Source organism: Dryocola clanedunensis, from assembly GCF_038405435.1.
GTDB classification, from domain to species: Bacteria; Pseudomonadota; Gammaproteobacteria; order Enterobacterales; family Enterobacteriaceae; genus Dryocola; species Dryocola clanedunensis_A.
On record NZ_JBBYHZ010000001.1, the window covers coordinates 100,260 to 112,966 of the forward strand.

10 protein-coding genes and 2 tRNA genes are annotated in these 12,707 nt (G+C 56.1%); 1 reads left to right on the forward strand and 11 read right to left on the reverse strand.

Going from position 1 to position 12,707, the window contains the following annotated elements:
• Positions 1-2: 2 nt before the first annotated feature.
• The 11 genes from AAE045_RS00455 to mltB form a co-directional block, all read right to left on the reverse strand.
• Positions 3-79 (reverse strand) — tRNA-Arg (locus tag AAE045_RS00455).
• 4 nt (positions 80-83) lie between these two features.
• Positions 84-176, reverse strand: a tRNA-Ser gene (locus tag AAE045_RS00460).
• A 325-nt stretch (positions 177-501) separates the two neighbouring features.
• Positions 502-687, reverse strand: coding sequence for a carbon storage regulator CsrA (csrA, locus tag AAE045_RS00465; RefSeq protein ID WP_013574027.1), 186 nt, complete (start codon positions 685-687; stop codon positions 502-504).
• A gap of 246 nt (positions 688-933) precedes the next feature.
• Complete coding sequence (gene alaS, locus AAE045_RS00470) at positions 934-3,561, reverse strand: alanine--tRNA ligase (RefSeq protein WP_455546015.1); 2,628 nt, start codon at positions 3,559-3,561, stop codon at positions 934-936.
• Positions 3,562-3,700: 139 nt separating this feature from the next.
• Positions 3,701-4,210, reverse strand: coding sequence for a regulatory protein RecX (locus AAE045_RS00475; RefSeq protein ID WP_455546016.1), 510 nt, complete (start codon positions 4,208-4,210; stop codon positions 3,701-3,703).
• A 67-nt stretch (positions 4,211-4,277) separates the two neighbouring features.
• Positions 4,278-5,342 (reverse strand): recombinase RecA, encoded by a 1,065-nt coding sequence (recA, locus tag AAE045_RS00480; RefSeq protein WP_455546017.1) that lies wholly within the window; start codon positions 5,340-5,342, stop codon positions 4,278-4,280.
• Positions 5,343-5,424: 82 nt separating this feature from the next.
• The gene (pncC, locus tag AAE045_RS00485; RefSeq protein WP_455546018.1) at positions 5,425-5,934 is read right to left on the reverse strand and encodes a nicotinamide-nucleotide amidase; all 510 of its coding nucleotides are present in this window, start codon (positions 5,932-5,934) and stop codon (positions 5,425-5,427) included.
• Positions 5,935-6,062: 128 nt separating this feature from the next.
• The gene (locus AAE045_RS00490) at positions 6,063-6,941 is read right to left on the reverse strand and encodes a metal ABC transporter substrate-binding protein (protein ID WP_455546019.1); all 879 of its coding nucleotides are present in this window, start codon (positions 6,939-6,941) and stop codon (positions 6,063-6,065) included.
• Positions 6,938-7,822, reverse strand: coding sequence for a metal ABC transporter permease (locus tag AAE045_RS00495; RefSeq protein ID WP_455546020.1), 885 nt, complete (start codon positions 7,820-7,822; stop codon positions 6,938-6,940). Before AAE045_RS00495 ends, AAE045_RS00490 begins: the two co-directional genes overlap by 4 nt.
• Positions 7,819-8,514 carry a metal ABC transporter ATP-binding protein gene (locus tag AAE045_RS00500; RefSeq protein ID WP_455546021.1) on the reverse strand — a complete coding sequence of 232 codons (696 nt, stop codon included), beginning with the start codon at positions 8,512-8,514 and terminating at the stop codon, positions 7,819-7,821. The genes AAE045_RS00495 and AAE045_RS00500 overlap by 4 nt, the downstream gene beginning before the upstream one ends.
• A 256-nt stretch (positions 8,515-8,770) precedes the next feature.
• Entirely contained in the window at positions 8,771-9,847 is a 1,077-nt protein-coding gene (gene mltB / locus AAE045_RS00505; protein ID WP_455546022.1) for a lytic murein transglycosylase B, read from the reverse strand.
• Between the two features lie 291 nt (positions 9,848-10,138).
• Here mltB and mutS point away from each other — a divergent pair, with 291 nt between their 5' ends.
• The gene (mutS, locus tag AAE045_RS00510; RefSeq protein ID WP_455546023.1) at positions 10,139-12,700 is read left to right on the forward strand and encodes a DNA mismatch repair protein MutS; all 2,562 of its coding nucleotides are present in this window, start codon (positions 10,139-10,141) and stop codon (positions 12,698-12,700) included.
• Positions 12,701-12,707 lie beyond the last annotated feature (7 nt).

The following is a 12,707-nucleotide window of genomic DNA, read 5'->3' on the forward strand; positions in this document are numbered from 1 at the left end:
TATGGTGCATCCGGGAGGATTCGAACCTCCGACCGCTCGGTTCGTAGCCGAGTACTCTATCCAGCTGAGCTACGGATGCAAAATGGCGGTGAGGCGGGGATTCGAACCCCGGATGCAGCTTTTGACCGCATACTCCCTTAGCAGGGGAGCGCCTTCAGCCTCTCGGCCACCTCACCACACGCCTCTTTCGAGTCGTACCGCTGAACTTGTTTCTGCTCATCGGCACTGCGTGGCGCACATATTACTTTCCCGCACTTATAAGTCAAACAATTTTTCCCGACTCGTAATCAATTGCACAATTCCCATGCAATTCGCGTAATTTGAAGGCAAAAAGAGTGTTTTATCAACAGGCAAGATATGAGAAACGGGAAGAAATGCAGATACTGCTCAGTAAGAAAAATTCGGGAAGCGACAGGTTAAAACGAACAAAGAGGGAGAAAACGGGGAAATGCGGAAGATGAAAGAGAGCGCCTCGCCAGCAGCTGGCGAGACGCAGTAACTTTAGTAACTCGTTTGTTGCGATTTTTCAGCCTGGATACGTTGGTAGATCTCTTCACGGTGTACAGAGACTTCCTTCGGGGCGTTCACACCAATACGGACCTGGTTGCCTTTAACCCCTAGTACTGTCACTGTCACCTCATCCCCAATCATGAGGGTCTCACCAACTCGACGAGTCAGAATAAGCATTCTTTGCTCCTTGAAAGATTAAAAGAGTCGGGTCTGTGCGTATCCCGGCATTATCCATCATATAACGCCAAAAAGTAAGCGATGACAAACACATATGTGTAAGCAGTCACGGCATTACATTCTGTTATGACTAAGTTTAGCCGATATACACAACTTCAACCTGACTTTATCATTATTGATAATGTGTAGATGAACGAGCGCCAGCTCACAAAACGGAGCGGGCGCACGCCTCTACTTTATAGTGACTTAAAGTTTAGCCGCGACCCAGGCTTCTATGCCAGACAGCGCGCCAGGCAAGGCTTGAGCGTCTGTACCACCCGCTTGAGCCATGTCCGGACGACCACCACCTTTGCCTCCAACCTGCTGCGCAACCATCCCCACCAGCTCCCCGGCCTTAACGCGGTCGGTCACATCTTTGGAGACACCAGCAATCAGAGAAACCTTACCTTCTGACACGGTGGCCAGAACGATTACCGCTGAGCCAAGCTGATTTTTCAGGTCATCGACCATCGTACGCAACATCTTAGGTTCAACGTTGCTCAGTTCGCTCACCAGCAGTTTCACGCCCTTCACTTCTGTTGCTTTGCTGGAAAGGTTTGCGCTCTCCTGCGAAGCCTGCTGCTCTTTTAACTGCTGCAATTCTTTTTCCAGCTGGCGGGTGCGTTCCAGCACCGAACGCACCTTCTCGTTCAGGTTCTGGCTGTCGCCCTTCAGCAGGTGTGCAATCTCGTGTAGCTGATCGCTCTGCGCGTGCAGGCTGTTCAGCGCACCTTCCCCCGTTACCGCTTCGATACGGCGTACGCCCGCGGCAGTGCCAGATTCAGCCACAATGCGGAAAAGACCGATATCACCGGTACGGCTGGCGTGAGTACCGCCACACAGCTCGGTTGAGAAGTCGCCCATGCTCAACACGCGAACGTGATCGTCATATTTCTCACCGAACAGCGCCATAGCCCCCTTCGCTTTAGCCGCTTCGAGATCCATAACGTTGGTTTCGACCGGCAGATTGCGACGAATCTGAGCGTTAACGATATCTTCGACAGCGCGAACTTCGCTCGGCTTCATCGCTTCAAAATGGGAGAAGTCGAAGCGCAGGCCTTTGTCGTTGACCAGAGAACCTTTCTGCGCAACGTGCGTGCCCAACACCTGACGCAGCGCCGCATGCAGCAGGTGCGTTGCAGAGTGGTTCAGACGGATACGCGCGCGGCGCTCCTCGTCAACTTCAGCCTTAACGCTGTCGCCTACTTTCAGCACGCCGCTCGCCAGTTTGCCCAGATGCCCGATGGCCTGGCCGTATTTCTGGGTGTCGCTGACGGTGAAGTCGATACCGTTGCCTTTGATGGCGCCTTTGTCACCCACCTGGCCGCCGGATTCGCCGTAGAATGGTGTTTCGTTCAGCACCACGACCGCATCCTGTCCCGCTGAAATCTGCTCAACGGCTTTGCCGTCAACAAACAGTGCGGTGACCTTCGCCGTCAGATCGAGCTGATCGTAGCCTTTGAAGGCGGATGGCGTATCAACGCGGATCATGCTGTTGTAGTCCGCGCCGAAACCGCTGGATTCGCGCGCGCGACGGCGCTGCTCTTCCATTGCGGTTTCAAAACCAGCTTCGTCTACTTTCAGATTGCGCTCACGGCAAACGTCCGCCGTCAGATCGACCGGGAAGCCGTAGGTGTCATACAGACGGAAAGCCGTTTCGCCGTCCAGCGTATCGCCTTTCAGGTTTGCCAGCTCTTCATCCAGCAGGGCCAGACCGCGCTCAAGCGTGCGGGCAAACTGCTCTTCTTCGGTTTTCAGAACCTGCTCAACCAGCGCCTGCTGGCCTTTCAGCTCATCGCCCGCAGAGCCCATAACCTCAACCAGCGGCCCCACCAGCTTGTAGAAGAAGGTGTCTTTCGCGCCCAGCATGTTGCCGTGGCGGATAGCGCGGCGAATAATGCGGCGCAGCACGTAACCGCGACCTTCGTTGGACGGCGTAACGCCATCGGCAACCAGGAAGGCGCAGGAACGGATATGGTCGGCAATAACGCGCAGGGACTTGCTGCTCAGGTCAGTCGCACCGGTGACTTTTGCAACGGACTGGATAAGCTTGCTGAACAGGTCGATTTCATAGTTGGAGTTAACGTGCTGCAGCACCGCCGCAATACGCTCCAGCCCCATGCCGGTATCAACCGATGGCTTAGGCAGCGGCAGCATAGTGCCATCCTGCTGACGGTTGAACTGCATGAAGACGATGTTCCAGATTTCAATATAACGGTCGCCGTCTTCTTCGGCGCTGCCCGGAGGGCCGCCCCAGATGTGATCGCCATGATCGAAGAAAATTTCGGTGCACGGGCCGCAAGGACCGGTGTCGCCCATCTGCCAGAAGTTGTCAGACGCATAGGCCGCGCCTTTGTTGTCGCCGATGCGAATAATACGCTCGCGCGGCACGCCCACTTCTTTTTCCCAGATTTCAAAAGCTTCGTCATCGGTTTCGTACACGGTCACCCACAGACGCTCTTTTGGCAGGTTAAACCACTGCTCGCCGGTCAGCAGTTCCCAGGCGAAGTTAATTGCGTCGTGTTTGAAGTAGTCCCCGAAGCTGAAGTTGCCCAGCATTTCGAAGAAGGTATGGTGACGTGCGGTGTAACCGACGTTTTCCAGATCGTTATGTTTACCACCCGCACGGACGCAACGCTGTGACGTTGTGGCGCGGGAATAGTTACGCTTGTCGAGGCCCAGGAATACATCCTTGAACTGGTTCATCCCGGCGTTAGTAAACAGAAGGGTCGGGTCGTTATTCGGCACCAGAGAGCTGCTCGCTACAACCTGGTGACCTTTACTATGGAAAAAGTCGAGAAACGCCTGACGGATCTCAGCGGTGCTCTTGCTCATAATTATCCTGAAATCAAGCTAAAGAGGTGTTGCAAACCTGACATTCCCTACAGGGTTACTGAAGCGATGGCAAGCTTACCTGGAAAAAAGTGGGAATAAGATAAGTTTTCTGGTCGGGGAAGTAAAATCCCGTATGTATCTAATCGGTAAAATTTCGGTAGATGGCCTGGATATCTTCCATAAAGAAGCCACGATACATCAGGAAACGCTGCACTTTGGCACGCTCTTTCCATTCTGTCGGCAGCGGATCGCCAAATTTTTTTTCAGCCATTTCTCGAGCCATCGCCTGCCAGTCTACTTCGCACGCCATCATGGCGGCCTCCCCCGTGCCCCGATCGATGCCCTTTTGCTGCAGCTCCTGGCGTATACGCTGCGGCCCGTAGCCTTTACGGCCACGGCTGGCGATAAAGCGGGCGGCAAACTGCGCGTCGTCCAGGAAGCGATGTTCATAGCACCAGGCAATAACCTTTTCGATGTCTTCCGGGGTGAAAACAGGCGGCTCTGCGGTTTGGCTGCCGGGGAAAGTGGGTGCGGCGCTAAGTTTGCGCCTGAGCTCATGCTCGCTGTGATCCCGCATCGCAAGAACACGGGTGGCTTTGTCGAGTAAGCGCGCGTAGGCGCTGCGTTTTGGAGAGGAGGATTCAGACATAGGCTATAAACTGCGGGAATTGAGCGCTAAATGCAACAAGGGCCGCATTTAGCGGCCCTGTTTTTCATCAGAAATCTTCGTTGGTTTCAGCGACATTTTTGTCGTGATCGTCAACGACGAAATCTGGCGTACCGTCCTGGTTGTTCAACAGCATTTCGCGCAGTTTTTTCTCGATCTCTGCGGACATTGGCTTGTTCTCTTTCAGGAAGTTGCTGGCATTCGCTTTACCCTGGCCGATTTTCTCGCCGTTGTAGCTGTACCACGCGCCCGCTTTTTCGATGAACTTGTGCTTCACGCCCAGGTCAACCAGCTCGCCGTAGAAGTTAATGCCTTCACCGTACATGATCTGGAATTCAGCCTGCTTGAACGGCGCAGCGATTTTGTTTTTGACCACTTTAACGCGGGTTTCGCTGCCGACCACGTTGTCGCCATCTTTCACCGCGCCAATACGGCGGATATCCAGACGCACGGAAGCGTAGAACTTCAGGGCGTTACCGCCGGTCGTGGTTTCCGGGTTACCGAACATAACGCCAATCTTCATACGAATCTGGTTGATGAAGATAAGCATGGTGTTGGACTGCTTCAGGTTACCGGCCAGCTTACGCATCGCCTGGCTCATCATACGTGCCGCGAGGCCCATGTGAGAGTCACCGATTTCGCCTTCGATTTCCGCTTTCGGCGTCAGGGCCGCCACGGAGTCAACGACGATAACGTCTACCGCACCGGAACGCGCCAGCGCGTCACAGATTTCCAGCGCTTGTTCGCCGGTGTCCGGCTGAGAACACAGCAGGTTGTCGATATCCACACCGAGTTTCTTCGCATAGACCGGGTCCAGCGCGTGTTCCGCATCGATAAACGCACAGGTTTTACCGTCACGTTGTGCGGCGGCGATAACCTGCAGGGTCAGCGTCGTTTTACCTGAAGATTCTGGCCCGTAGATTTCAACGATACGGCCCATTGGCAGGCCACCGGCCCCCAGCGCGATATCCAGTGAAAGTGAACCGGTAGAGATCGTTTCCACGTCCATGGAACGGTCTTCACCCAGGCGCATGATGGAGCCTTTACCGAATTGTTTTTCAATCTGGCCAAGTGCTGCCGCTAACGCCTTCTGTTTGTTTTCGTCGATAGCCATTTTTACTCCTGTCATGCAGGGTGAGCGCTGATGCGCTACGCTGCGTTCGAATACAATTTGTTGAGGCAATTATACTGTATGGTCATACAGTATCAAGCTTATTTTTTAGAAATTCTTCCCACAGGGTTTGCAGGGCATATTCCGTGGATTTACGCCGTATCGCATCCCGGTCACCGTCAAAAAGCTGCTGGCGGGCAATGGTGCCATCCTGCTTCGAGGCGAAGCCAAACCACACCGTGCCTACCGGTTTTTCATCGCTGCCACCGTTGGGACCGGCTATACCGCTGACGGAAATCGCGTAGTCTGCTCCGGCTGCATAAAGCGCGCCCTGCGCCATTTCACGAACCACGGCTTCACTGACCGCGCCATGCGTTTCAAGCGTGCCGCTGTCAACGCCGATCATTTGATGTTTGGCGTCGTTGCTGTATGTCACAAAGCCGCGTTCAAACCAGGCCGAGCTTCCCGACACATCCGTAATGACCTTGGCTATCCATCCGCCGGTACAGGATTCTGCGGTGGTTACGGTAGCCCCCAGCGGGCCTAAAGCCTCGCCTAGTTGATGGCTTAGCTGTCGCAATGTTTTATCCGTCATAGCTGCTCCGATTGTAGTCATGTCGTTTATTACCAGGATAGCACTTTACGGCGCTTTCAGAAGATTACATCACGAAGCCCGAGGACGATTCCAGAAATGAAAAAGGCCAGCAGAAGCTGGCCCGGGGGTTATTTCATGCTGCTGGCAATGGTTTCGACGTTATGTTTGAACGCCATTTCATAGGTCGCAGCCGGGCCGTCTGCGGCAGATAACGCTTCAGGATAAAGCTCCCCGCCCGGCTTCGCTCCGCTGGCTGTGGCAATCTGCTGCACCAGGCGCGGATCGGTCTGATTCTCGATAAAGTAGGTTTTGATCTGCTGTGTCTTGAGCTGCTTAATTAACGCGGCCACGTCGCTGGCGCTGGCCTGAGCTTCCGTCGAGAAACCCACCGGAGCCAGGAACGTTACCCCGTATGCCTTACCAAAGTAGCCAAACGCATCGTGGCTGGTCAGCACATGGCGACGCGCTTTTGGAATTGCTTCGAAGCGCGTTTTCGCCCAGCTATCCAGCAGTTTCAGGCGCGTAATGTACTCTTCACCCCCCTGACGAATCTCCGGCGCGTCCTGTGGGTCGGCAGCAATCAGCGCCTGCATAATATTGCTGGCGTAAATCGAGCCGTTTTCCGCACTGTTCCATGCGTGCGGGTCGGTGATGGTTTTCCCGTCTTCTTCCATGCTGCGGGTATCCACCCCCTGAGAAGCAACAACAACTTTGCCTTTATAGCCCGACGCGCTCACCAGCCGGTCCATCCACCCTTCCATACCCAGACCGCTGACGATCACGACATCCGCATGGCTCAGCGCCACGCTGTCTTTCGGGGACGGCTCAAAGCTGTGCGGGTCGCCGTCTGGTCCGACAAGGCTCGTCACTTTCACATGCTCGCCTCCCACCTGCTTTGCCATATCCGCCAGTACGGTAAAACTGGTTACGACGTTTATTTCTTTCGCCATTGCCGCCTGGCCTGAAACCGCCACGGCTAACGTTAGTGCCATCCCAAAACGTTTCATTTAATCCCCTTGCTGATTGTTAACCCATTCCGGAAGAAGCTCCGAAGTAGCCCACTGCGTGGCCCGAAAAGAAGAGACAGAACGAATGCGCCGCTGGCGGTCAGCACGATAGCAGGCCCGGCAGGCAGCGAGGCGCTGAATGACCAGGCCAGACCAAGCCAGGCGCAGCCCAGGCCGCAAAGCACCGCAATAGCCATTGAACCCGCCAGCGTTTTCGCCCAGCAGCGGGCGGCAACGGCGGGAAGCATCATCAGACCGACGGACATCAACGTGCCGAGTATCTGAAAGCCAGCCACCAGGTTAAGCACCAGCAGTGCCAGAAAAATGCCGTGCAATAGATGAGGAACCAGACGGCCGTTGACCCGCAGAAACGCCCGGTCGAACGTCTCCATGACCAGGCCGCGATAAATTAACGCCAGCAGGATCAGGGTGACGCTGGCAATTATGCCGACAAATATTGTCGCACCACCGTCAACGGCGAGGATGGAACCGAATAACAGATGAAGCAGGTCGACGCTCGAACCACGCAGGGAAATCAGCGTGACGCCCAGAGCCAGGGACCCCAGGTAAAATCCGGCGAAGCTGGCATCTTCTTTAAGATTAGTGCGGGCGCTTACCAGCCCGGAAATTAGCGCCACCGCTACTCCGGCAATAAAGCCGCCAATGCCCATTGCCACCAGCGACATGCCAGCAAGCAGATACCCCACGGCAACCCCCGGCAAAATCGCGTGGGATAAGGCATCACCCACCAGGCTCATCCTGCGCAGCAGCAGGAAGAGCCCCAGCGGAGCCGTGCTCAGCGATAGAGCCAGACAGGCAACCAGCGCCCGGCGCATAAAGCCGTAGTCAATAAACGGCTCGATTAAAAAGTGATAGATCATGCGGATAGCGCCAGATGAGAGCCTGATGACTGGTAACGAGGTAAAACTTGTGACGTTGCTCCCCAGTGCGTGGTTTCAGGGCCAAGCAGCAGAACATCAGGGAAAAAACGCTCTACGAGTTCGTTATCATGCAGCACGGTGATTATCGTCTGCCCCTCCTCGTGCATCTGCCGAATAAGCGTCATCAGGAAGTTTGTGGTCTGCACGTCAATACCGGTGAAAGGCTCATCCAGCAGCACCAGCGGCGCATTCTGGACAAGCAGACGAGCAAAGAGCATGCGCTGGTACTGGCCGCCGGACAGGGTTTCAATGGGCTGCTTCGCCATGGCGCTCAGCCCGACGCGTTCAATAGCCTCCGCCACCCGTAGCCTGCACCGATGGGTAAGGCCGGAAAAAATGCTCCGCGCGGGCCAGCTTCCCATGCTCACCACGTCGTAAACCGTCGCCGGGAACTGGCGATCCATTTCGGCAAGCTGCGGCAGCCAGGCCACGCGTGGCATGGCCCCGCGGGTATAAATGACCTTCCCGGAGACGGGAGCCTGAAGCCGAATCAGCGTTTTCAGCAGCGTCGATTTTCCCGTGCCGTTCGCGCCGATCACCGCCGTCATGCCGCCCGCGTGAAAGGTACCGGATAGCGCGGGAGCGACCGCCCTGCCCTGATAGCCCGGCACAACCCGTTCAAGCTCGATCATGGCAGCGCAACCGCCCATAAAACAGCCAGCCAAAGGCAGCCCAGCACGAGGAGAATCCCCCCGGCACGCAGCAGCGCGGAGGCGGAGAAAAGCGTTGAGGGATGGGGTAAAGCCATGGGAGCACACTCAAATTGATTTGTTATAACATAACATAAACCAGCCTGAGCAACTTGTAAATTGCGGAGTTAAACCAAAGCTAAACCGGCGGCAACATGGCCGCCGGAAAAAGAACGCGTCCCGGAACGGGGCGGGCTAATTACTGAACGCGCGCCAGCGCAACCGCCTGGCCAAGCTGCCAGACTGCCATCGCGTAGTGCGTGCTGTGGTTATAGCGGGTGATAGTGTAGAAGTTCGGCATGCCGTACCAGTACTGATAGCGGTCGCCCATATCCAGACGCAGAAGGCTGGCTTCCTGATGGTCGCCCAGCGAACTCTGCGGCGTCAGGCCGGACTGCTGCAGTGCAGAGACTGAGTATTTGGTTTTGAAACCATCCGCCAGCCCCGGCACCTGCCCGTTTGCCGGTACCGCAACCAGATCGCCCTTCACCCAGCCGTGGCCTTTGAAGTAGTTCGCCACGCTGCCGATGGCATCTTCCGGATCCCACAGGTTAACGTGGCCGTCGCCGTTGAAATCAACCGCGTACTCTTTGAAAGAAGAAGGCATAAACTGGCCGTAGCCCATGGCGCCCGCGAAGGAACCTTTAAGCGCCAGCGGGTCATCCCCTTCGTTACGCGCCATGATCAGGAAGGTTTCCAGCTCGCTTGCAAAGTACTGCGCGCGGCGTGGATAAGCGAACGCCAGGGTAGACAGCGCATCAATAATGCGGGTTTTACCCATCACGCGGCCCCAGCGGGTTTCCACGCCGATAATCCCGACGATGATTTCAGGCGGTACGCCGTAGACCTGGAAAGCGCGCTTGAGCGCATCATCATACTGGTTCCAGAAAGCCACGCCGTTTTGCACGTTATCAGGCGTGATAAATTTAGCGCGGTAGCGCAGCCATGCACCGTTCGGGCCCGGAGGCGGTGCAGTAGTCGGCGCCTGCTGATCCATCAGGCGCAGCACGTAGTTCAGTTTTTTAGTCTGCGAAAAGACTTCATGCAGCTGCTGGCGATCGAAGCCGTGCTCGCTGACCATCTTGTCGATAAATTTTTCAGCTTCCGGGTTGTAGGCAAAATCCCCGGTTTGCATAAAAACATCATGCTGCGGCTGCAGCAGGAAACCACCGGATGGCGCACCAGCCGTCTGCTGACTCTGCGTCTCGGTTTTCGGCTTGCTGCTACAAGCGCTGAGTAATACAAGAAGAGGGAGAAGTGCTGCTGAATAACGCATGGGCGGTGATATCCGTATGTCTGACCAGTATGGGTTTCACTAATGGTAAAGCAAAATGGCAAAAACATCCGCAGCGAAAATAACGAGAATATTTAGTTATAAATTACCGATTAAATTTCACGCTTGCAGAGGCCAGGATTTTCAAGTTCTTCCCCCTTTTGCCACTCAGCCAGCAGGATGTGAGATGCACCGAATCCTCCCATTATGATACGCTTTGCAGCACTCGCGATCCTGACCCGGATGTTCAGGATTGCTTTTTAATTCGACTACGAAGTTGGTTAATAAAATCAAATGACTACTATGGAAAACTTCGACGGCCACACCCCCATGATGCAGCAGTATCTGCGCCTGAAGGCCCAGCATCCTGAAATTCTGCTGTTTTACCGCATGGGTGACTTTTACGAACTCTTTTATGATGATGCGAAACGCGCATCGCAGCTGCTGGACATCTCGCTGACCAAACGCGGGGCTTCAGCGGGCGAGCCTATCCCCATGGCGGGCGTACCGTACCACGCCGTAGAAAACTACCTGGCTAAACTGGTCAACCTCGGTGAATCCGCCGCGATTTGCGAGCAGATTGGCGATCCGGCAACCAGCAAAGGGCCGGTCGAGCGCAAAGTTGTGCGTATCGTGACGCCCGGCACCATCAGCGACGAAGCGCTGCTCCAGGAGCGCCAGGACAACCTGCTCGCCGCCATCTGGCAGGACAGTAAAGGTTTCGGCTACGCGACGCTGGATATCAGCTCCGGCCGTTTCCGCCTGAGCCAGCCGGAAGATGCCGAAACCATGGCCGCCGAGCTCCAGCGCACTAATCCTGCTGAGCTGCTGTATGCGGAAGATTTTGCCGAGATGCGCCTGATAGAAGGCCGCCGCGGCCTGCGCCGCCGACCGCTGTGGGAGTTTGAGATTGAAACCGCCCGCCAGCAGCTGAACCTGCAGTTTGGCACCCGTGATTTAACGGGCTTCGGCGTCGAAAATGCCCGTCACGCCCTTTGTGCTGCGGGCTGCCTGCTGCAGTACGTTAAAGATACCCAGCGCACCTCGCTGCCGCACATCCGCTCCGTCACCATGGACAGGCAGCAGGACAGCATCATTATGGATGCCGCCACGCGCCGCAACCTGGAGATCACCCAGAACCTGGCCGGTGGCTTTGAAAATACGCTGGCGTCGGTGCTGGACTGCACCGTCACGCCGATGGGCAGCCGCATGCTTAAACGCTGGCTGCATATGCCCGTCCGCAGCGTCGATGTACTGAAGAAACGTCAGAGTACCATTGCCGCCCTGCAGGACCGCACGGCGGAGATCCAGCCGGTGCTGCGTCAGGTTGGCGACCTTGAGCGTATTCTCGCGCGTCTGGCTCTACGTACCGCCCGTCCACGCGATTTAGCCCGCATGCGTTACGCCTTCCAGCAGCTTCCGGAGCTGCGTGAAATGCTGGCGGACGTGCCAACGGATTACGTGCAGACGTTGCGCGAGAATATGGGCGAGTTTACCGAACTCCGCGAACTGCTTGAGCGCGCGGTTATCGAATCTCCGCCGGTTCTGGTACGTGACGGAGGCGTTATCGCGCCGGGCTATAACGAAGAGCTGGACGAATGGCGCGCGCTGGCAGACGGCGCGACGGACTACCTCGATAAGCTGGAAATCCGCGAACGTGAAAGACTGGGGCTGGATACGCTGAAAGTCGGCTACAACGCCGTGCACGGCTACTTCATCCAGATAAGCCGTGGGCAAAGCCACCATGCGCCAATCCACTATGTCCGCCGCCAGACGCTGAAAAACGCCGAGCGCTACATTATTCCCGAGCTGAAAGAGTATGAGGATAAGGTGCTGACCTCGAAGGGCAAGGCGCTGGCGCTTGAGAAACAGCTCTACGATCAGCTGTTTGATATGCTGCTGCCGCATCTGGAAGCCCTGCAGCAAAGCGCCACCGCGCTTGCGGAGCTGGACGTGCTGATCAACCTTGCCGAACGCGCCTATACCCTGAACTATACCTGTCCGCAGCTTAGCGATAAGCCGGGCATAAAGGTAGTTGGTGGACGTCACCCGGTGGTCGAGAAAGTGTTGAGCGAACCGTTTATTGCTAACCCGCTTAACCTGTCACCCCAGCGACGTATGCTGATTATCACCGGTCCGAATATGGGCGGTAAAAGTACCTATATGCGGCAGTCGGCGCTGATCGTGCTGCTTGCCTATATCGGCAGTTTTGTTCCCGCGCAGCAGGCCGAAATCGGCCCAATCGACCGTATCTTCACCCGGGTTGGGGCGGCAGACGATCTGGCATCCGGGCGCTCTACCTTCATGGTGGAGATGACAGAGACGGCCAATATTCTGCATAACGCCACCGAACATAGCCTGGTGCTGATGGACGAAATCGGACGCGGTACGTCAACCTATGACGGCCTGTCGCTCGCCTGGGCCTGTGCCGAAAATCTGGCAAACCGCATCAAGGCGCTGACGCTGTTTGCAACTCACTACTTCGAGCTGACCACCCTGCCGGAAAAAATGGAGGGCGTGGCCAACGTCCATCTGGACGCGCTGGAGCATGGCGATACCATTGCCTTCATGCACAGCGTGCAGGACGGCGCGGCAAGCAAAAGCTACGGTCTGGCCGTTGCGGCGCTGGCGGGTGTACCCAAGGAGGTGATTAAACGTGCGCGTCAGAAGCTGCGCGAGCTGGAGACAGTTTCCGGCAACACCGCAGCAACTCAGGTTGACGGCACGCAGATGTCGTTACTGTCGGTCGCGGAAGAGACGTCGCCTGCGGTAGAAGCGCTGGAAGCATTAGATCCGGATTCCCTGTCGCCACGGCAGGCGCTGGAGTGGATTTATCGCCTGAAGAGTCTGGTGTAGAAAACGC

What these genes read in the sequence shown, in the direction of transcription:
- csrA (WP_013574027.1), bottom strand. Translation starts at nt 687, where the DNA reads ATGCTTATTCTGACTCGTCGAGTTGGTGAGACCCTCATGATTGGGGAT.
- alaS (WP_455546015.1), bottom strand. Translation starts at nt 3,561, where the DNA reads ATGAGCAAGAGCACCGCTGAGATCCGTCAGGCGTTTCTCGACTTTTTC.
- AAE045_RS00475 (WP_455546016.1), bottom strand. Translation starts at nt 4,210, where the DNA reads ATGTCTGAATCCTCCTCTCCAAAACGCAGCGCCTACGCGCGCTTACTC.
- recA (WP_455546017.1), bottom strand. Translation starts at nt 5,342, where the DNA reads ATGGCTATCGACGAAAACAAACAGAAGGCGTTAGCGGCAGCACTTGGC.
- pncC (WP_455546018.1), bottom strand. Translation starts at nt 5,934, where the DNA reads ATGACGGATAAAACATTGCGACAGCTAAGCCATCAACTAGGCGAGGCT.
- AAE045_RS00490 (WP_455546019.1), bottom strand. Translation starts at nt 6,941, where the DNA reads ATGAAACGTTTTGGGATGGCACTAACGTTAGCCGTGGCGGTTTCAGGC.
- AAE045_RS00495 (WP_455546020.1), bottom strand. Translation starts at nt 7,822, where the DNA reads ATGATCTATCACTTTTTAATCGAGCCGTTTATTGACTACGGCTTTATG.
- AAE045_RS00500 (WP_455546021.1), bottom strand. Translation starts at nt 8,514, where the DNA reads ATGATCGAGCTTGAACGGGTTGTGCCGGGCTATCAGGGCAGGGCGGTC.
- mltB (WP_455546022.1), bottom strand. Translation starts at nt 9,847, where the DNA reads ATGCGTTATTCAGCAGCACTTCTCCCTCTTCTTGTATTACTCAGCGCT.
- mutS (WP_455546023.1), top strand. Translation starts at nt 10,139, where the DNA reads ATGACTACTATGGAAAACTTCGACGGCCACACCCCCATGATGCAGCAG.